The organism is Paenibacillus kobensis NBRC 15729, assembly GCF_004000825.1.
GTDB classification, from domain to species: Bacteria; Bacillota; Bacilli; order Paenibacillales; family Paenibacillaceae; genus Paenibacillus_T; species Paenibacillus_T kobensis.
In genome coordinates this window covers 70,349-90,171 of sequence record NZ_BILZ01000020.1, presented here as the reverse complement: position 1 = coordinate 90,171, position 19,823 = coordinate 70,349, and the positions used below count along the sequence as shown (strand labels likewise).

19 protein-coding genes are annotated in these 19,823 nt (G+C 51.3%); all 19 read right to left on the bottom strand.

Annotated features, from left to right (window positions below; translation table 11 throughout):
* Positions 1-539 (bottom strand): translation initiation factor IF-2 N-terminal domain-containing protein (locus PKO01S_RS13785; RefSeq protein ID WP_174818572.1); only part of this gene is annotated, 539 nt, incomplete at its 3' end.
* Positions 532-855, bottom strand: a complete 324-nt coding sequence (locus tag PKO01S_RS13780; protein ID WP_127531929.1) for a L7Ae/L30e/S12e/Gadd45 family ribosomal protein — start codon at positions 853-855, stop codon at positions 532-534. The genes PKO01S_RS13780 and PKO01S_RS13785, both read right to left, overlap by 8 nt.
* Positions 848-1,159 (bottom strand): RNase P modulator RnpM, encoded by a 312-nt coding sequence (gene rnpM, locus PKO01S_RS13775; protein ID WP_127531928.1) that lies wholly within the window; start codon positions 1,157-1,159, stop codon positions 848-850. Before rnpM ends, PKO01S_RS13780 begins: the two co-directional genes overlap by 8 nt.
* A gap of 44 nt (positions 1,160-1,203) precedes the next feature.
* On the bottom strand, positions 1,204-2,304 hold the full coding sequence (gene nusA, locus PKO01S_RS13770) for a transcription termination factor NusA (protein ID WP_127531927.1): 1,101 nt from the start codon (positions 2,302-2,304) through the stop codon (positions 1,204-1,206).
* A 37-nt stretch (positions 2,305-2,341) separates the two neighbouring features.
* Positions 2,342-2,803, bottom strand: a complete 462-nt coding sequence (gene rimP, locus PKO01S_RS13765) for a ribosome maturation factor RimP (RefSeq protein WP_127531926.1) — start codon at positions 2,801-2,803, stop codon at positions 2,342-2,344.
* Between the two features lie 172 nt (positions 2,804-2,975).
* Positions 2,976-7,292 (bottom strand): PolC-type DNA polymerase III, encoded by a 4,317-nt coding sequence (locus tag PKO01S_RS13760; RefSeq protein WP_127531925.1) that lies wholly within the window; start codon positions 7,290-7,292, stop codon positions 2,976-2,978.
* Positions 7,293-8,036: 744 nt separating this feature from the next.
* Positions 8,037-9,485 (bottom strand): proline--tRNA ligase, encoded by a 1,449-nt coding sequence (gene proS / locus PKO01S_RS13755; protein ID WP_127531924.1) that lies wholly within the window; start codon positions 9,483-9,485, stop codon positions 8,037-8,039.
* 8 nt (positions 9,486-9,493) lie between these two features.
* Positions 9,494-10,786: an RIP metalloprotease RseP gene (gene rseP / locus PKO01S_RS13750; RefSeq protein WP_127531923.1), complete on the bottom strand. Its 1,293-nt coding sequence runs from the start codon at positions 10,784-10,786 to the stop codon at positions 9,494-9,496.
* 108 nt (positions 10,787-10,894) lie between these two features.
* Entirely contained in the window at positions 10,895-12,037 is a 1,143-nt protein-coding gene (locus tag PKO01S_RS13745; RefSeq protein WP_127531922.1) for a 1-deoxy-D-xylulose-5-phosphate reductoisomerase, read from the bottom strand.
* A gap of 69 nt (positions 12,038-12,106) precedes the next feature.
* Complete coding sequence (locus tag PKO01S_RS13740; protein WP_127531921.1) at positions 12,107-12,901, bottom strand: phosphatidate cytidylyltransferase; 795 nt, start codon at positions 12,899-12,901, stop codon at positions 12,107-12,109.
* A gap of 20 nt (positions 12,902-12,921) precedes the next feature.
* Positions 12,922-13,686, bottom strand: a complete 765-nt coding sequence (locus tag PKO01S_RS13735; RefSeq protein ID WP_127531920.1) for an isoprenyl transferase — start codon at positions 13,684-13,686, stop codon at positions 12,922-12,924.
* A 58-nt stretch (positions 13,687-13,744) separates the two neighbouring features.
* Positions 13,745-14,299 carry a ribosome recycling factor gene (frr, locus tag PKO01S_RS13730; protein WP_127531919.1) on the bottom strand — a complete coding sequence of 185 codons (555 nt, stop codon included), beginning with the start codon at positions 14,297-14,299 and terminating at the stop codon, positions 13,745-13,747.
* Positions 14,299-15,027, bottom strand: a complete 729-nt coding sequence (pyrH, locus tag PKO01S_RS13725) for a UMP kinase (RefSeq protein ID WP_218031480.1) — start codon at positions 15,025-15,027, stop codon at positions 14,299-14,301. The genes frr and pyrH overlap by 1 nt, the downstream gene beginning before the upstream one ends.
* Before the next feature lie 111 nt (positions 15,028-15,138).
* Entirely contained in the window at positions 15,139-15,789 is a 651-nt protein-coding gene (gene tsf, locus PKO01S_RS13720) for a translation elongation factor Ts (protein ID WP_127531917.1), read from the bottom strand.
* A gap of 106 nt (positions 15,790-15,895) precedes the next feature.
* Positions 15,896-16,594: a 30S ribosomal protein S2 gene (gene rpsB, locus PKO01S_RS13715; RefSeq protein WP_127531916.1), complete on the bottom strand. Its 699-nt coding sequence runs from the start codon at positions 16,592-16,594 to the stop codon at positions 15,896-15,898.
* A 176-nt stretch (positions 16,595-16,770) separates the two neighbouring features.
* The gene (locus PKO01S_RS13710; protein ID WP_127531915.1) at positions 16,771-17,442 is read right to left on the bottom strand and encodes a hypothetical protein; all 672 of its coding nucleotides are present in this window, start codon (positions 17,440-17,442) and stop codon (positions 16,771-16,773) included.
* Positions 17,435-17,983 (bottom strand): DUF6115 domain-containing protein, encoded by a 549-nt coding sequence (locus PKO01S_RS13705; protein ID WP_127531914.1) that lies wholly within the window; start codon positions 17,981-17,983, stop codon positions 17,435-17,437. The genes PKO01S_RS13710 and PKO01S_RS13705 overlap by 8 nt, the downstream gene beginning before the upstream one ends.
* Before the next feature lie 53 nt (positions 17,984-18,036).
* Positions 18,037-18,366 carry a hypothetical protein gene (locus tag PKO01S_RS13700; RefSeq protein ID WP_127531913.1) on the bottom strand — a complete coding sequence of 110 codons (330 nt, stop codon included), beginning with the start codon at positions 18,364-18,366 and terminating at the stop codon, positions 18,037-18,039.
* Between the two features lie 42 nt (positions 18,367-18,408).
* On the bottom strand, positions 18,409-19,815 hold the full coding sequence (locus PKO01S_RS13695) for a DUF342 domain-containing protein (RefSeq protein ID WP_127531912.1): 1,407 nt from the start codon (positions 19,813-19,815) through the stop codon (positions 18,409-18,411).
* Between the last annotated feature and the right edge of the window lie 8 nt (positions 19,816-19,823).

Sequence of the window (19,823 nt, the reverse complement as noted above, 5' to 3'; positions counted from 1 at the left end):
CCGCCGCCTTGACCGCCCTGTCCGCCGCCTTGGCCGCGGTATCCGCCGCCGCCTTGGCCGCCTTGATTAGATTGACGCGGAGCTTGCTGCGCGCTGCGTTGTTCTTGTTGTTCGCTGCGCTGCTCCTGCTGTTCGCCTTGTTGTTGGTTGGAGGTGTTCATTGTCGTTTTAATAGAATTCATTGTCCCCTGTCTATCCTGTAAATGATTTTTGTTTGAATCGGATGGCTGCTGCGCTGCCGGTTTCTCGGCTGAAACAGCCGGCTTACGGTTATCTTGCGGGCGCTGCGTCGCTGCCGCTGAGACGGATGCCGTCTCGGAAGCGCGTTTGACTGCTGCGCTCTGCTTAATGTCGCTAAAAAAACCTTCGACCTTGGAGACCATATTGTTCTCCATAACGCTCATATGATTATTGACAGGCAAATTAAGCCTTTTCAAGATCGTGATGATTTCTTTACTGCTCATGTTGAGCGATTTGGCATATTCGTATACGCGAAGCTTATCTTTATTGTTATCTTTGCTGTCCGGTTGTTTAGTCAATATTCTCCACCTCCGAATATGAGCTTAACTGAGATGCAATCATTCGGGCGAATCCCGCGTCGACTACTGCAATCAACACGCGGGCCTCCTTGCCTATCGCCTTGCCCAGCTCCACTCGATCGAATGCTTCGACAAGCTTTACGTTATAAAAGCCGCACTTATCGCGGAACTTTTTTCTCGTATTGTCCGAAGCATCCCCCGCAACGATGACTAGATGTGCTTTGCCTTGCCTTATCGACTTCAATACCGTTTCGTCGCCGGTAACGAGCTTACCCGCTCTCATCGCCATTCCGAGCTGCGAAAGCGCCTTACTCATCGTCTTCCGCACGCTCTTTGCCGGCGATGAACTCAGGCTCTACCGCGATAAAATCCTGCTCCAGTTGGTCGTAGATTGCCGGTTCTACCTGCGCTTTCAACGCCCGATCGAACGCTCTCGTTTTTTTCGAAAGCCGGAAACAATTGACTTGTCCGCACAAGTAGGCGCCTCTGCCTGCTTTTTTACCCGTTAGATCGATCAATACGCTGCCTTCCGGCGTCCGTACGACCCGAATCAGCTCTTTCTTCGGCTTCATCTCTTGGCAAGCGATGCATTTGCGCAGCGGCACTTTTCTCGGTTTCAACGTGCAACCTCCCCTCTCCGAAGCAGATTTATCACATCGAGCGATTAATCGATGGAAACAGAATCCTGATGCATCGTATCGCCTTCCGGCGATTTCGGACGACCGAATTCTTGTTCCGCCTGTGTCTCACTCTTAATATCGATCTTCCATCCCGTCAGCTTAGCCGCTAGACGCGCATTCTGGCCTTTGATGCCGATTGCGAGCGACAGCTGATAGTCAGGTACGATGACGCGAGCCATTTTCTCTTGCTCGAACACCATGACTTCCAGCACTTTCGAAGGGCTGAGCGCGTTCGCAACATATTCGTCAATATTTTCCGACCAGCGGACGATATCGATTTTCTCGCCTTTCAGCTCGTTGACGATCGTCTGTACGCGCATGCCCTTTGGACCTACGCACGAACCGACCGGATCGACTTCGTTATTGCGGGAATGAACTGCGATTTTCGAACGGAAACCCGCTTCGCGGGCAACAGAACGAATTTCGACAACGCCGTCATAAATTTCTGGCACTTCCAGTTCGAACAGCCGCTTAAGCAGTCCAGGATGTGTCCGGGACATAATAATTTGCGGGCCTTTCGTCGTGTTCTCGACTTTCGTAATATACGATTTCACACGATCGCCATGCTTGAATTTGTCCGTCGGCATCAGTTCGGTCAGCGGCAGCACCGCTTCGACCTTGCCGAGATCTACGAACAAATTGCGTGTATCTTGACGCTGTACGATCCCGTTCACGATATCTTCTTCTTTGTCGATGAACGCGTTATAAATAAGTCCACGCTCTGCTTCGCGTATCCGCTGCGTTACGACCTGCTTGGCCGTCTGCGCCGCAATGCGGCCGAAATCGCGCGGTGTAACCTCGATATCCGCGATATCGTTAAGCTGGTAATGCGGGTTAATTTCGCGTGCCGCTTCGAGCGAAATTTCCATGCGCGAATCGAGCACCTCGTCGACAACCGTTTTACGCGCATACACTTTGATTACGCCCGTAAAACGATTCACGTCGACGCGCACGTTCTGCGCCGTGTTGAAATTGCGCTTATAGCTGGAAATGAGCGCTGCTTCAATCGCATCGATCAGGATATCTTTACTAATCCCTTTCTCGCGCTCAATTTCGCCCAAAGCTTCAATAAACTCCATGCTCATTGGAGTGAGCTCCCCCTTTCATACGATAACAAACGTGCTAGAATACGATTGCGAGCCTAGCCGAAGCAAGCTTGGCATAAGGAATTTCGAAGTTCTTCTGGCCTTCGCGTATCGAAACCAGTTCGCCGTCGAACGACTGCAGCAAACCTTCGAATTCTTTCCTTCCGTGAATCGGCTCATAGGTCGTCACATAGACATGTTTACCGACTGCCTTGCGTACATCTTCCGGCTTCTTAAGCGGACGTTCCGCACCAGGCGAAGAGACTTCAAGAAAATAAGCATCCGATATCGGATCATTCTCATCGAGTCGCTCGCTTAAATATTCGCTGACACGGCCGCACTCATCAATGTCAATGCCGCCCTCTTTATCGACGAATACGCGCAGAAACCAGTTGCTGCCTTCCTTCACGTATTCCACGTCGACAAGCTCGAATCCATTCTCGTCGATGAAAGGCTTCACCATTTCTTCAACGATGTCTTTGATTTTTGAATTGCTCAAATGTAATGGACCTCCCGAATGTTACAATGGAAAAATGGCGAGACAAAACGTAAAGAGTGGGTTTCCCCACTCTTCGTTAGTCAGCCTATCCACATCTTTACCAGAAAAATTATAACATAACCATATGTCAGGTGACAACCGCCATCTTGCGAAAAGCGGCGCCGCTGCTAGCTTAGAACAACGACAGCTGGTTCGTCTCCGGCAGTCCGCGGAAGCATCCCATGCCTCCCAGCACCTCGATTATTGTCTTGGTTGCCTTCGATTTCATCTGAAAGTCTTCAACCGACAGATACTCGCCGTCATCACGGGAAGCAGCAATGTTCTTCGCTGCGTTCTCGCCGATGCCTGCAATTGCAGCAAACGGAGGAATAAGCGACGTACCGTCTACGATGAAATTCGTCGCGTCGGAACGGTACAAGTCAATTGGCTTAAAAGTAAATCCGCGCGCCGTCATCTCAAGCGACATCTCCAGCAGCGAGATGCTGTTCTTCTCCTTCGGGGTCGCATTGAAACCTTTCTCCTCGATCTCGACAAGCTTGCGCAGAATCGCGTCGTAGCCCTGGCAAAGCAAGTCCAGATCGAAGTCCTCCGCACGGACGGTGAAATAAGTAGCGTAGAACTCGATCGGATAATACAGCTTGAAGAAGGCAGTGCGTACAGCCGAGATAACGTATGCGGCGGCATGCGCCTTCGGGAACATGTACTCGATCTTGAGGCACGAGTCAATGTACCATTGCGGTACTTTGCACCGTTTCATCTCTTCGATCCATTCCGGCGTCAATCCTCTGCCCTTACGCACGCTCTCCGTAATCTTGAACGCGAGCGCCGCATCCATGCCCGCCTTATATATAAGAAACAACATGATCTCGTCACGGCAGCCGATTACCGTCTTGATCGTACACGTATTATTCTTGATTAGTTCCTGCGCATTTCCGAGCCATACGCCAGTTCCGTGCGACAGTCCCGATATTTGGAGCAAGTCGGCGAAGGTGGACGGCTTCGTCTCCTCAAGCATCTGACGAACGAATTTCGTCCCCATCTCCGGCACACCGAAGGTTGCGACAGCCGAGCGAATCTGCTGCGGCATTACTCCGAGTGCATCGGTCGAGCTGAACATGCTCATCACTTTCGGATCGTTCATTGGAATCGAAGTCGGATCGACGCCCGTCAAGTCCTGCAGCATCCGCATCATCGTCGGATCGTCGTGTCCGAGAATATCGAGCTTGAGCAAGTTGTCTTCGAAGGCATGGTAGTCAAAATGCGTCGTCTTCCATTCGGCATTCACGTCATCTGCAGGATATTGCACCGGCGTTACATCCTCTACCTCGATATAATCCGGAACAACGACGATGCCGCCGGGATGCTGGCCGGTACTTCGCTTTACCCCGGTACAGCCGGAGGCTAGGCGGTTGAGCTCGGCTCCCCGCCACTTTTTGCCCTGCTCTTCTTCATATTTTTTCGCGAATCCGTAAGCCGTCTTCTCAGCGACCGTTCCGATCGTGCCGGCACGGAATACGCACTTCTCGCCGAACATAACCTTCGTATAGTTGTGCGCTACCGGCTGATAATTGCCCGAGAAGTTCAAGTCGATATCGGGTACCTTGTCGCCCTTGAAGCCGAGGAACGTCTCGAACGGGATGTCCTGTCCTTCGCCCTTCATGTTCGTTCCGCAATTCGGACATGCTTTGTTCGGAAGGTCGAATCCGCTTCGAATGCTTCCGTCTAGGAACCATTCGTTATGTTTGCATTCCGGCGACGGGCACAGATAGTGAGGCGGCAGCGGATTAACCTCGGAAATGCCGAGGAACGTCGCAACGATGGACGAACCGACCGATCCCCGGGATCCAACGAGATAGCCATCATCGTTCGACTTCTTCACAAGACGGGCGGAAATCAAGTAGTTGGCCGAGAAACCATAGTTAATAATCGGCACAAGCTCCTTCTCCAACCGTGCGATAATAACTTCCGGCAAATCTTCGCCATACAACGACTTCGCTGTGTTGTAGCAGGTTGAACGGATTTCCTCTTCTGCACCTTCGATGATCGGTGTGAATAGCTGTTTCGGGAACATATCGTACTTCTCGAAACGGTCCGCCAGCTCGTTCGTGTTGCGAATAACGACCTCGTACGCTTTCTCTTCTCCCAGGAAAGCAAATTCACGCAGCATCTCGTCCGTCGTGCGGAAATGAGCGTCAGGCTTACGCATGCCTTTGAGCGGGCTGAAGCCGGTAATGCCTTGAATGGTAATATCCCGGAACACCTTGTCCCGAGGATTCATATAATGGACGTTGCCCGTCGCGATTACCGGTTTGTTCAACTTTGCTCCAATTCGGATAATGCGGCGGTGAGCCTCTTCGATTTCTGCGCGGCTGCCAACGAGACCTTTCTCCACCAAATGCATGTAGAAGTCGATCGGCTGAATTTCGAGCACATCATAGAACTGCGCAACGTCCTCCGCCTCTTCTTCCGTCTTGTTCAATACCGTTTCGAAAAACTCGCCTTTCTCGCATCCCGAGATAATAAGCAGCCCTTCCCGCATTTCCGTCAGTTTGCTCTTCGGCATGCAGGCTACTTTCTTAAAATATTTCGTATGCGACAGCGAGATCAGCTTGAACAAGTTCTTCTTGCCCACGGCATTAAGAGCATAAACGCCGCAGTGGAACGGACGGCTGTTGGATAAATCCATGCCGACATAATCGTTCAATTGATGAAGGCCGGTAATGTTGCGTTCGTTGCACTCTTTGATCAGACCGAACAGGACACCGCCGAGTGCGATCGAGTCGTCGATTGCGCGGTGATGATTCTCCAGACTGATCTTATATTTGTCAGCGAGCGTGTTCAGACGATGGTTCTTCATCGAAGGATACAGGAAACGGGCAAGTTCAAGCGTATCCAGAACGGGATTTTTGACTTCCGGCAATCCGATCGCTTTACAGTTCGCTTGGATAAAGCCGATATCGAACCTCGCGTTATGCGCGACAAGGACTGAATCGCCAATAAAATCGATAAACTCGCGCAGCTTCGGCTCAAGCTCAGGAGCGTCCGCCACCATCTCATCGTTAATGTTCGTCAACTGTTGGATGTGGTAAGGGATCTTCTCATGCGGGTTAATAAAAGTCGAGAAACGGTCGATCTCTTGGCCACCGCGCATTTTGACTCCGGCAAGTTCGATTATTTTACAATTGATAATGGACAAACCGGTAGTCTCGATATCGAATACGATGTATTCGGCATCGCTGAGCAGTTCTTCTCGTGGATGGAGAACCATCGGCACAGCGTCATTAACGACGTTCGCTTCGACTCCGAACATCACTTTCATATCGTGTTTCTTGGCCGCCTTCGCTGCCTCGGGGAAGCAGTGCACGTTGCTGTGATCCGTTACCGCGATTGCTTTGTGGCCCCACTTCGCTGCTGTTTTCACATAGTCGCTGATCGACACAACCGCATCCATCGTACTCATCGACGTATGAAGGTGGAACTCGACCCGCTTCTCGGCTGCTTCGTCCTTGCGGTCCGCCGGCGCTTTCACCTCATGCAGATCGTTCGGCATCATGACGAGCTCAGGCTCCATCATGAACCTGTCGTACTCGACTCTGCCGCGTGCTTTGATCCATTTGCCGTTCGCGAGCTGACTAAGAATCTTCACGTCTTCCTTCGTCTTGGCGAACATCTTCATCGCGATCGAGTCAGAGAAGTCGGTTACGTTGAACGTGAACAGCGTACTGCCGTTGCGCAGCTCCTTCTGTTCGAGTCCGAATACGGTGCCCTGAACCGCAATCTTCTTCTCTTCTTCGCGAATGTTCATGATCGGCACCGCTTCATCGCGAATATCGTAACCGACCGCGAGCGGCACCTCGCCCTCATCCGCTGCATCATCGAACGTTTCCGGCACCGAGCTTTCCATAATTTGCTGGATTGCTTCGCGCTCCTCCCGCTCAACCTTCTTCGTCCATTGCTCGTATGCCTCTTGCCGGCTTTCCTGCCCTTTGCTGGCGCTTAAGCGAACGCGGACCGCCCGGGCAAACCGCTCGTCGTAAAATCGGGCTACCGCCTCATCGATTCCCTTCTTCTTCGCCAGCTCCAGCCCCGTAGCATCCATCATCATAATGGTCAATTGATCGTCAGATGTCTCAATTGCTGCACGGGCTAACCAGCCATTGACCGACACCATCTCCCGTTGTGCATATTCGACGAACAGCGGCCAATATTGCTCGGATATTTCTGCCGTCGGAATATGAGCATCGTAGTGCATGACCAGTGTAATGGCAGCAATATGTGAAAGTCTTTCCGCAATCGTTCGGCAAAACAACGAGAACGGTGTACTCGGTACTATCGTCGATTTATGAATATGAAGTATCCAATGCCTGTTGCTTTCGCTAACCACGACGCGCTCGATTTGTCCGTCCTGAAAATACGATTGCACAAGATCGTCCGGCACCTGCGCCTGACGCATAAGCAGCTCGAAACGCTGACGCTTGTTGGTGTCCATGGAATTCTCCTCTCTATGTTGGGGGCTTCCCCCAACACCCCCAATTAGATAATCTTTATTAATTAAATTACAAATCTTTTCGACACCCTCCCAAACCCTCCCTCTGCCAGAGGGAGGGCCCCAGAGAGCTCCGCCCTCTGGACTCCCGGAGGACGCTCCTTAGCTGGAATAGGTACTTGGAGCCGCTTTCGTCCCTGTCGGGACACGCTCTATGTTTGGGATGCCTAGTTATGTTCATTTATAGCTCTACTATGTCGCTGCTCGACCATCCTTCTGATGAATCAAGCCGCTTTCCGTCCCTTCAGGACACGCTCTACCTTCGGCGCTCGACCCGTAACTCCGTTCTGGCTTACGCCGAACTTCGCGTCACTTCACGCAACTCCGTTCTGGCTTACGCCGAACTTCGTGACTTCACGCAACTACGCGCTGGCTTCGCCGAACTACGCATTAGTAAATCCTTTTTCGGCTTGCGCGTAATTATTTTGTCGAACGGTTGTACCTATCTTACAATTACCCCACTACACTTCGACCTTTCCTGTCGAAACTTGACCATCAAACCTAATTATACTCGATTACTCCCCTTTTGGGGACGCAGGAATAAATGAAAGTATGTTCTGAAAATTCACCTATCATCAGTCATTATGTGTCACTACGTCGCCCTGATGAATCATTCCATATATTTAATTGAAAACAACAAACGCGAATCCTCTGCTGCTGCAGATGATCCGCGTTTGGTTAGATATATTAGTAAGCTCTTGCGAAAGCGACCGTATGCTCGGCTTTCTCGCCGCAGACGAGGCACGTCGACTTGTGGGAAGCCGGCTCGAAAGGAATGTTGCGGCTCGTAGCGCCCGTTTCTTCCTTGACCGTCTTCTCGCATGCCGCGGAACCGCACCAGCCCGCTTCGACGAAGCCGCGCTTGTTCTCGAGGAATGCCTTCATCTCATCAAGTGTGTCGAGCGATTTGAAGTTGTCCTCACGGAACTGTTTCGCCCGCTCGAACATGTCGTTATGAATTTCTTCGAGCATACGCTCGACTTCTTCCACCAGGTTCGCCTGCTGAACGACGCGTTTCTCACCTGTAATACGGGAGACGAGAACCGCTTGTCCGTTCTCGCAATCGCGAGGACCGATCTCGATGCGAAGCGGCACGCCGCGCATCTCGTATTCGTTGAACTTCCAGCCCGGGCTGACGTCGGAACGGTCGTCGACACGTACGCGAACGCCAGCTTGCTTAAGCTGTGCGAACAGCTCATCAACGCGAGGCATAACGACATCACGAGTCTTCGGAGGACCGATTGGAATCATGATCGCTTGCGTCGGAGCAACCTTCGGCGGCAATGCTAAGCCGCGGTCATCGCCGTGCACCATGATGAGCGCACCGATGAGACGCGTGCTGACGCCCCAAGACGTCGTGTGGCAGAACTGCAGTTGGTTCTCGCGGTCAAGGAACTTGATGTCGAACGCTACAGCGAAGTTCGTGCCGAGATAGTGGGATGTGCCCGCTTGTACAGCACGGCCGTCCTTCATCATCGCTTCGATCGAGTACGTGTCGACTGCGCCCGCGAATTTCTCGGAAGGCGTCTTTTGGCCCATAATGACCGGAATCGCTAGGAAGTCTTGTACAAAGTCTCGGTAAACGTTCAGCATGCGCATCGTTTCTTCGCGAGCTTCCTGCTCCGTTTCATGCGCCGTATGGCCTTCTTGCCACAGAAACTCGCTCGTGCGGAGGAAAGGAAGCGTACGCTTCTCCCAACGGACGACGTTCGCCCATTGATTGATGAGCAAAGGCAAGTCGCGGTACGATTGAATCCATTTGGCGTACATATGGCCGAACATCGTCTCCGACGTCGGACGCACGGCAAGACGCTCCTCGAGCTTCTCGCCTGCCGCTTCGGTTACCCATGGCAATTCCGGATTGAAACCTTCGACGTGCTCCTTTTCCTTCTGGAAAAAGCTCTCCGGTATGAACATTGGGAAGTATGCGTTGCGGTGACCCGTTTCTTTGAAACGGCGGTCAAGATCGCGTTGAATATTTTCCCACAGCTCATAACCTTCCGGACGGAATACGATGCATCCGCGAACCGGGGAGTAATCCATCAGTTCTGCTTTCTTAATGACATCGATATACCAACGGGAAAAATCTTCGCTCTGCGGCGTAATTTCCGTTACAAAACCTTTCTCCTTCGCCATAAACGCTCTTAATGCTCCCCTCTAAACAATCGCAATATATCATTGTACGTAACGACCAGCATCAGCAGCATGATCATTGCAAAGCCAATAAAATGGACAAGGCTTTCCCGGTTCGGATCAAGAGGTCTTCCTCTTACAGCTTCCACTCCGAGGAAAATCAAACGGCTTCCATCCAGCGCCGGTATCGGCAGCAAGTTGAAAATACCAAGATACAAACTCAGCAGCGCCGCCCAGCTCGTCAACTTCGTAATGCCTTGAGCTGCAATCTGACCGGTCACTTCCGCAGTGCGTACAGGCCCGCCAAGATCGTCGAGCTTGAACTCGCCGAATATCAGCTTCTTGAATCCGTCGAAAATTGCAACCGTCATTGATTTCATATATTCGCCGGAAAGTTTGATGGTCTCGCCGAACTTAGCCGGCCTTGTCGGATAAGCATAGGAAATGCCGACCCTATAGCTCGCTTCCTTCTCCCCGTCAAGCTTGATCATCTCTGGCGTAACCGTTAATGTACGGGCCTCACCATCACGAATGATTTCCCAACTGGTAGGCTTGCCGGAAGATGCCGTAATAATCGTCCTAACTTTCTCGGTATCAATGCCGATCGCCTGCCCGTTGATAGAGCGAATCTCATCGCCGACCTTCAGGCCAGCGTCATAAGCCGGCAGTTTATGCTCGATCGTTCCGATAAGAATTTTATCCGGATTGTCAACCGTCACACCAGAAAGCTGAACATAAATGCCGACTAACACGAACGCGAGCACGAAATTCATGAACGGTCCTGCAAAAATCGCGAGCGCGCGCTGTCCGATCGTCTTACTGCCGAATTGACGGTCGACCGGGGCAATTTGCGTCTCTCTGCCTTTGGAAATCATCAGAGCCTGCGGATGGACGCGATACGTCTCGAGTTCGCCGTCAACATCGAGCGTTACGGACAACTTCCGTTCGAGATCGATTGAGACGACTTCTCCGCGGATGACGCCGCTTCTCTCGTCCAGCCGGTCGAGATAAAGTCTCGTAACCGAATCGCCGGCAATCTTCACCGCAACTGTCTGCCCTTCGGCGACGTCAACAATTTCGGGATCTTCGCCTGCCATTCGGACGAAGCCGCCTGCCGGAAGCAAGCGGAGCGTGTATCGGGTCTCTCCGCGCTTGTACGAGATCAGCTTCGGACCGAATCCGATCGCGAACTCACGGACGAGAATACCCGCACGCTTGGCAAAATAAAAGTGACCCCATTCATGAATCGTCACGATAACGAAAAACACGAGAACGGTCATAAAGACGACCTGAATCATATGCATAGCTTGGAGCCTCCTGTTCCTGGTCCTAACAACAGCGGTATCGGCATGGCTTGTTCTTAATTTATCATTATTCTACCATCCGATACAAGAGAACCCAACCAGCCAGGTCTAGGCTGTAGACGACTGCTTTCTCGCCCAAGCGTCTGCTTCCGCAATCGCCTGCTCATCCGGCAGTTTAATCGTTTCATGCTGCTCCAGCGTTGATTCTACAATCCGTTCAATGTCGAGGAATCCGATTTCTCTGTTCAAGAAACGGGCAACTGCAATTTCATTTGCCGCATTTAACACAGTGGTTGCCGTCCCGCCGATGCGTCCAGCAGTGTAAGCAAGCCGCATCATCGGAAAACGTTTCTCATCCATCTCACGGAAATGAAGCGATCCGACTTTCGTAAGATCAAGCCGGTCCGTCGGCGTCGGACGCCGCTCGGGATATGTAAGTGCGTATTGTATCGGAACACGCATGTCCGGCATGCCGAGCTGCGCCATTACGCTGTGGTCTTCGAACTCCACATAAGAATGGATGATGCTCTCCGGATGAATAACAACGCCAATATCGTCATAATCGATATCGTACAACCAACGGGCTTCGATAACTTCCAGCCCTTTGTTCGCCATCGTCGCGGAGTCAATCGTAATCTTCGCGCCCATCGACCAGTTCGGATGTTTCAGCGCTTGCTCGACCGTTACACCGGAAAGCTCATCCCTCGTACGGTCGCGGAATGAACCTCCCGAAGCTGTCAGCGTAATTCGCTTAACCGACTTGCGATTCTCGCCATTCAAACATTGGAAGATCGCGGAATGCTCACTGTCGATCGGAAGGATCTGTACACCTTTCTGCTCGGCAAGGGACATGACAAGATGGCCTGCCGTAACGAGCGTTTCCTTGTTGGCAAGTCCAATCGCCTTTCCTTCCCGAATGGCTGCCAATGTTGCGCCTAATCCACGGCTGCCTAGAATAGCTGTTACAACCATATTAGAGCGGCCAGCCGCAGCCGTTTCGATTAATCCTTGCTCGCCGTACAACACTTCCGTACCCGGCGGCAAGTGAAGTCTAACTTCATCTGCTGCTTCTTTGGTCGCTAGGCACACTTTCTTCGGCCGAAACAATTTTGCTTGTTCGATCAGTAAAGCTGTATTGCCTCCGGCAGAAAGCGCTTCGACTTCATACCGCTCCCGGTCGTTCGCGATAACATCAAGCGTCTGTGTACCGATCGAACCAGTCGATCCAAGTATCGTTATAACTGTAGTCATGTATTTATCCTCCTGGGACTATCGGATATTGCTCTCCAATGCGTGCAAGCATGGCAGCTTGCTGCTCGATCATCCAGGAAGAATGCCCGTTAAGACGAGCAATGGAAATACGATGATCCAGCTGTCGCATCGGTCCAGCACGCCGCCATGTCCAGGCAGCAGCGTTCCCGAGTCTTTGATACCTCGTACCCGTTTGTATGCGGATTGAATCAAATCACCGAGCTGTCCGGCAACTGCACTGATAGCTGCAATTCCGATTGCTGTACCGACGTTGATCCACGCCGGAGCACACCAAGCAAAGATAAGGCCGATGATAAGCGATAACACAATGCCGCCGATCGAACCTTCGATTGTTTTGTTCGGACTTATGGACGGCCACAGCTTATGTTTGCCGATAGCTCGTCCAACGAAGTACGCCCCGACGTCAGACGCCCAAATACAGCCAAACGCCAAGAACGACAAATACAGTCCGTGCGTTTCGCTCGAACGGACTGTCAGCATTGCATCGAAGCCGTACCCAACGTATAACGAGCCAAGCAGCAGCAGTGATGCGCCGTCAATTGTCAGCTTATTTTTCGTCAATACGGTAACGGAAAGCAGCGCAAACATAAGCACCCAACTGACGGTTGTCAAATTAGGCTGCTCCACGCCAAACAGATCCCAAGGCAGAACGATAAGCAGCATTCCCGCGAACCCTAACAGAGACGCAGGGTGAAACAAACCAACACCGTTCATCGTGACATATTCTCGATATCCAATCAAAGCAAGCAGAACGATAAGCGCGGCATAAATCCAGTCTCCGGCCACTATCGCGCACGCAAACACAGCACCGGCAATAACGCCAGTTACGATCCGCTGTTTCACCTTGTTCACTCCATTATCTGTTACAAGCCGCCGTACCTGCGCGCGCGGCGTTGATATTCCGCAATCGCTTCGTGAAAATGGCTTTCCGAAAAATCAGGCCAGTAGACGTCTGTAAACCACATTTCGCTGTATGCCAACTGCCAAAGCATGAAATTGCTAAGTCTAATCTCACCGCTTGTGCGGATAAGCAAGTCAGGGTCTGGCATTCCACTCGTGAAAAGTCGTTCTTCGATGATCGATTCGTCAATATGCTCTGGTGTCAATTGTCCATCCCGTACAGCTTCTGCGATCAGCTTGACAGCATCGGTCATTTCCTTGCGGCTGCCGTAATTAAGAGCAAAGTTAAGGATTAGTCCCGTATTGCTCGCGGTCTTGGCAATCGCCTCTTCCAGCGGTGCAATCGTATATTCAGGCAGCGCTTCACGGTGTCCCATGACACGTACCTGTACATTGTTTGCAATCAACTCATCCAGCTCAATAGCCAGGAACTCCTGAGGAAGCTTCATCAGAAACTCAACTTCTGCTTTCGGACGCTTCCAATTTTCCGTCGAGAATGCATACAGCGTCAAATACTTGATACCAAGCCGATCGGCAGCCATCGTAATTTGTTTGACCGTCTTCATGCCTGTATGATGGCCAACGATGCGGGGCAGCCCGCGGCTTTTGGCCCAACGTCCGTTGCCGTCCATGATGATTGCTACATGTTCCGGCACATTGTCAGCCGTCAAAGTATGATCCGAATCGGATGACGGTTTGACGAACTTGCTCCACAATCGATCGATCATCCGGGACTCCTCCTATGATACAACAAACCCCACCTGTCGGAGGGGCAGCAGCATCTATTTAGACTTCCATAATCTCTTTCTCTTTTGCGGAGAGAACTTTCTCAACTTCCGCTACGAAACGATCCGTTGCTTTTTGAATGTCGTCTTGGTGACGGCGCGATTCATCTTCGGAAATCGTCGTTTTCTCCAATTTCTTAATGTCGTCGTTCGCGTCACGACGAATGTTGCGGATTGCAACCTTCGCTTCTTCGCCGAATTTCTTCGTCAACTTCACAAGCTCCGAGCGGCGTTCTTCCGTAAGCGGCGGAATCGACAGACGGATCGTGCTGCCGTCATTCGAAGGCGTCAGTCCGAGATCCGATTTCATGATCGCTTTCTCGATTGCCGATACAGACGATTTATCCCATGGCTGCAGCAACAGCGTGCGCGAGTCAGGCGTATTGATGTTAGCCAATTGGTTAACCGGCGTCATTGCGCCGTAATATTCAACTTGAATACGGTCAAGCAGCGCAGGCGTTGCTCGGCCCGCACGAAGCGTAGCCAGATCGCGTTTCAAAGCGCCGATTGCCTTGTCCATCCGTTCCTCTGCATCTTTCTTAATTGCTTGAGGCACTAGTTGACACTTCCTTTCACAATCGTACCGATTCGTTCGCCAAGAATGACACGTTTAATATTGCCGGATTCCGTGATCGAGAATACGATAAGCGGAATATTATTGTCCATGCACAGCGAGGAAGCTGTTGAATCCATTACGCCCAGGTTTTTGTTAAGCACTTCCATGTACGTAAGCGTGTCGTATTTCTCAGCCGTCGCGTCCTTGAACGGATCTGCCGAATATACGCCGTTAACTTTGTTCTTCGCCATGAGAATAACTTCTGCTTCAATCTCGGCTGCGCGAAGAGCTGCCGTCGTATCAGTCGAGAAGAACGGATTGCCCGTGCCTGCTGCGAAAATGACGACGCGGCCTTTCTCCAGATGACGGATTGCCCGTCTGCGAATGTAAGGCTCGGCGATCTGCTGCATCGCGATCGACGTTTGCACGCGGGTTGGTACACCGATTTGCTCCAGAGCGTCTTGCAGTGCGAGCGAGTTCATTACCGTTGCCAGCATGCCCATGTAGTCCGCCGTTGCACGATCGATGCCTTTGGCCGTACCAGCGATACCGCGCCAGATATTGCCTCCGCCGACGACAATTGCAACTTCGACGTTCAATTCTACAACTTCTTTCACTTGCTCGGCGATAGAAGAAATAACGGATGCTTCAATGCCATATCCGCCCTGTCCAGCGAGCGCCTCTCCGCTCACCTTCAGTACTACGCGTTTAAAAACCGGTTGTTCCATCTTATTCATTACCTCCATCTTGCTCCTCATCAATCGATAAGGATATGTGCCTTGATCGCCGGGCATACAAGAGGGCGGGGCACAAACCCCGCCCCGCCGCTGTAAGTACGATTACAGTTTCGCTTGCGACATAACTTCTTCTACGAAGTTGTCAACTTTTTTCTCCAAGCCTTCACCGAGTTCATAACGAGTGAAACGGCGGATCGAGATGTTCTCACCGATCGTGCTGATTTTCTCGTTAAGCAGCGTTTGGATCTTTTTGTCTGGATCTTTAATGAACGATTGCTCGAGGAGGCAGAACTCCTCGTAGTATTTGTTCATGCGGCCTTCAACCATTTTCTCAACGATATTGGCAGGTTTGCCTTCGTTAAGTGCTTGGTTTTTAAGAATTTCGCGTTCTTTATCGAGATCTTCCGTCAATACTTCTTCGCGGCGAACGTATTTAGGGTTAGCTGCAGCGATTTGCATTGCGATGTCCCGTGCGAACTCTTTGAACTGATCCGTTTTTGCAACGAAGTCCGTTTCGCAGTTGATTTCAACGAGAACGCCGATACGGCCGCCTGCGTGAATGTACGATTCAACTACGCCTTCCGTAGCTGCACGGCCAGCTTTGTTAGCTGCTGCCGCCAAGCCTTTTTCACGAAGAAGCGCTGTCGCTTTTTCGATATCGCCGTTTGCTTCGTCCAAAGCTTTTTTGCAATCAAGCATACCTGCGCCTGTTTTTTCACGCAATTCTTTTACTGCACTCGCACTTACTGCCATACTATTACCTCCTGAATAATCGTTCTATCGTTCATGTTCGAAAAAAGGGCGGTGAGGAGGCATGACACCTTCTGACCACCCTTTCTTGTTGTATACCGAGTATGAGTTACGCCGTCGTTTGTTCGCCTTGGTTCGCTTCAACGATAGCGTCAGCCATCTTCGAAGTGAGGAGCTTAACTGCACGAATAGCGTCATCATTACCTGGGATGACATAGTCGATTTCGTCCGGATCGCAGTTCGTATCAACGATACCTACGATTGGGATACCGAGCTTGCGAGCTTCCGCTACTGCGATACGCTCTTTGCGCGGGTCGATAATGAACAGCGCGCTTGGCAAGCCTTTCATGCCTTTGATGCCGCCGAGGAATTTCTCGAGGCGATCTTTTTCTTTGCGGAGAATGATAACTTCTTTCTTAGGAAGAACGTTGAACGTGCCGTCCTCTTCCCATTTCTCCAGCTGTTTCAGACGGTCGATACGCTTTTGAATCGTTTGGAAGTTCGTAAGCGTGCCGCCGAGCCAGCGTTGGTTGATGTAGAAGTTGCCGCAACGTGCTGCTTCTTCTTTAACGGAGTCTTGTGCTTGTTTCTTCGTGCCGACGAACAGTACCGTGCCGCCTTCTGCAGCAACAGACTTGATGAAGTTGTACGCTTCGTCAACTTTTTTGACCGTCTTTTGAAGGTCGATGATGTAAATGCCGTTTCTTTCGGTGAAGATATAACGATCCATTTTCGGGTTCCAACGACGAGTTTGGTGACCGAAGTGAACGCCAGCTTCGAGAAGCTGTTTCATGGAGATTACCGCCATATCAACTACACCTCCTATAATTGGTTTTGGAATGTTCCTCCGCCCGTCGCATCTTCCATCAAAACTTACCGTCCCGGTAAGCACCGTTGATGGAATTAACAGGCGTGTGTTTTAACACCGTCAATTACTATATCATAAAAAAAAACGCCATGCAAGCAAGCATGACGTGTTTTTTATTAAGATTTCGACTTTATTCGATTCGCTTCGGCTTCGGTAAGCGGTTGACCCGTTAGTGTATCTACCGTCTGCTCCAACGTCGGCTTTCCGGTAAACGCAAAAAAACCAGCCCTTACAAGCTTCTTATCGCTCTTCATCTTCGCGATAAACTTGCTTTGGCTCGTAATAATGCCGTTGTCTGCAAGCAGCTTAGCCGTCTTAGTTAGATTCATGCCTGGCTCGATGCGAATGACAACAGGAGCGGTATCAGCCGCTTTGTCCGGCGCAGCGGGAACATCGGGCTTGTCAGCAGTAGGCTGACTGGGTTGCTCCGCCTGTACTGCGTCCGGCTGCTTAGGCGTCTGCGGCGCTTCCGCATTCTTCCCCTTATCAGCCGAACCAGCAGGATCGGACGGTGCGTCTGGATCCGATGGTTGAACCGGCTTAGAAGGATTAGCGGCCGCCGTATCTTCCGCAGCCTGATCGGTAGCCGATGCAGCATCTTCACCAGTAAGCGCTTCTTTCTTCGCTTTCTCAATCAACTGGTCAACTTCCTGCTTGGTATATAGCTGCTCGTCCGAATTTATCAATTCCGAAGGCTCCTGCTGCGCAGTCATCATTAACTGAAGCAGCAAGCCGCCAACAATGATGCCGGCACCAAAGCCAACAAGAAAACGACGCTCTTTAAACACGTGCGCCCTCCTCCTGCTTCGCCAACTGAATAATCAGCTGAACCTCGCCTTTATTCATTTCGAGCTTGCGTGCAACCGCCTCAATCGACTTGCCTTGATCGTACAACTCGAACAGCTCAGCATACCTGTCGCGAATCGATGGACGGTTGAGCTCAGGCTGAGCCTCTTCTTCTGTATGTGGTACTTGGAAATCGGCTGCAGACGATGACAACGGCACAACAGGAGCAGTATGGAGAGCCGGCTGAACGATTGACTGTTGAAGCTTTGTCTCAAGCTCAGCGCACCGATGTTCGAGATCAATAATGCGTTTCTCACGCAGTTCAAGCTGCCGGGCATTGTCCTCTTGGGATTGCTTCACCAGATCGACGAGCTCACGGTTGTCCGACTCCATATTTTCCATAAACTGCTCTAAAGCGATTTCCATGTTCATCGTCGTTTTAGCCGGTTGTTGCTCGTCCTGCTTCGAACGAGACCTCGTAAAGCCGACAACGACGATAAATGCTCCTAACAATACGACGTAACCCCATGGTGCCATATTCATCTTAGTCTCACCTGCTTCTTGCCGCAGCATCCATGGCTGCAGCATGCTGCTAATTACATCGATAGATCAATTTGTTTGCCTTTATACGGATGGCTGCCGGCCGGACCGTGGTCCGTCTGCGTAACGTTAGCCGAATCGGCTGCATGCCGGCGCTTCTGGGTACCCTGATCCTTCCGTTTGTTGCTGCCTCCATCCCGAATGGACGATTCCGCCGATTTCTCCATCTTCTCATTGCGGGTGCGGGCCCGGGTTTGCTCCCTGGCCGCTTGATCCGCAACGAACAACTGGTCGGCGGTCGGTTTATGTATACTTTGACTGTGCGTAATCGTCTTGTCAGGTATTCGCGCAACTGATGTCTGAAGGTCAATGGAACGATAGGTCATTCTCGCACTCCCCTTTCCTTCGTACGATCGTACTACGGCTTCTTAATACGAAACCATTGCAACTTCGCCTTCCTGCAAGCGGAACGAAATTCGATTGGTCGGATCTTTTACGAATCTGGTATAGCGGCCGATAACAATCTTCGTACCGGCATAGCAAGTGTTCGCAACGTCTACACGCGCGACGTCCGTTTCTTCGAGCGCCTTTTCGATTTCAAAAATACGCTCTCGGTTCTCGTCAATCTGATCGCTCGTTTTTCTTTTCGTAGCGTTCAGCTTGATACGAAGCGCCATTTTATCTTCACTCAGTTGCCCGATAAGGGCAAGCTGATCAAGCAGACCAAGCGCTTTCTCCGTCTTATCGAGTGCATCGATCAGTTGGCGAAGCGACGTCCTCAGATCCTGCAATTCGCCGCGCAGTTCCGGACGGACGCCGACTTCGACCGTTGTCGCAGTCGACATTGTATTGCCAATCGTTCGAGCCACTACACGCTCACCGGCTTGAACCGTACCGCCGACGATTAATCCTTTGGTTCCCGTACATACGACATTCTTACCCGCTTTGAGCTGCGAATGCATGATGGCCTGGGTTACCGTAATCGTCTCGCCTGCGAACAACTTACCGTCTTGAACGAACGACAGCTTAATGTTTTTACCGGCTTTCAGGTAGCCTTTATCGCCCGCCATGACGCCGCCGGTAATTTCAATGGAACCGTCTGTCTCGATTTCCGCTCCTTCTACTCCGCCGATGACGCGAATATCGCCGGAAGCTTTGACGCGAAATCCGGTCAGAACATTGCCGCGAATGACGACGGTTCCGATAAAATCGATGTTGCCGGTCCGGTAATCAACGTCTCCGTTCACTTCGTAGACCGGGAATACGTTAATTTTATCGCTCTCCGTTTTTGTCAACTGGCCGTCAATAGCAGCATACAATGCTGTCTGCTCCGCATTCAGGACAACGTTCTTGCCGATCTTGAATCGGCCTTCCTTCCCGTTGCGGCCAGCAAGTACAACCCCCATGACGCTCTTGCCCTCACGGCCCTCTGTCGCTGCTACTTTCTCCGCGACCAACTGGCCGCGCTTCACGTTGTTGATCCGGTTCACTTCTTTCAAGTCAACCGTACCATCCGAAGCTTCGACCGGGCGATGCTCCTGCTCGTCTCCCATATTGAATGCGAACAGAATGTAACCGTCTTCTCCTTGCTGAGGCGGATCTCCGGAAGCGATCAATGTCTGGTTATAGAAGTAGGCTTTCGGATCTTTTGCAATCTTATGAATAATATCATATTGCAACCCATAAACGACTCCGTTGCTCTTCACGAATCGTTCCAGTGCTTCAGGCGAACATTCGAATGTTTCATCGGCACGGTTGAACTGCAAATATGCAGTCAGTTTGTCCGGTGCGATCTGGATTCGTATGAACGTTTCCAAATTGTATGCCTCAGCCACGACGGCTC

Excerpts from the sequence above, each read along its gene's own strand:
- PKO01S_RS13735 (WP_127531920.1), bottom strand. The coding sequence starts at position 13,686 with ATGATCGATCGATTGTGGAGCAAGTTCGTCAAACCGTCATCCGATTCG.
- rseP (WP_127531923.1), bottom strand. The coding sequence starts at position 10,786 with ATGCATATGATTCAGGTCGTCTTTATGACCGTTCTCGTGTTTTTCGTT.
- tsf (WP_127531917.1), bottom strand. The coding sequence starts at position 15,789 with ATGGCAGTAAGTGCGAGTGCAGTAAAAGAATTGCGTGAAAAAACAGGC.
- rpsB (WP_127531916.1), bottom strand. The coding sequence starts at position 16,594 with ATGGCGGTAATCTCCATGAAACAGCTTCTCGAAGCTGGCGTTCACTTC.
- PKO01S_RS13745 (WP_127531922.1), bottom strand. The coding sequence starts at position 12,037 with ATGACTACAGTTATAACGATACTTGGATCGACTGGTTCGATCGGTACA.
- PKO01S_RS13705 (WP_127531914.1), bottom strand. The coding sequence starts at position 17,983 with ATGAATATGGCACCATGGGGTTACGTCGTATTGTTAGGAGCATTTATC.
- PKO01S_RS13760 (WP_127531925.1), bottom strand. The coding sequence starts at position 7,292 with ATGGACACCAACAAGCGTCAGCGTTTCGAGCTGCTTATGCGTCAGGCG.
- PKO01S_RS13780 (WP_127531929.1), bottom strand. The coding sequence starts at position 855 with ATGAGTAAGGCGCTTTCGCAGCTCGGAATGGCGATGAGAGCGGGTAAG.
- pyrH (WP_218031480.1), bottom strand. The coding sequence starts at position 15,027 with ATGGAACAACCGGTTTTTAAACGCGTAGTACTGAAGGTGAGCGGAGAG.
- nusA (WP_127531927.1), bottom strand. The coding sequence starts at position 2,304 with ATGAGCATGGAGTTTATTGAAGCTTTGGGCGAAATTGAGCGCGAGAAA.
- PKO01S_RS13700 (WP_127531913.1), bottom strand. The coding sequence starts at position 18,366 with ATGACCTATCGTTCCATTGACCTTCAGACATCAGTTGCGCGAATACCT.
- proS (WP_127531924.1), bottom strand. The coding sequence starts at position 9,485 with ATGGCGAAGGAGAAAGGTTTTGTAACGGAAATTACGCCGCAGAGCGAA.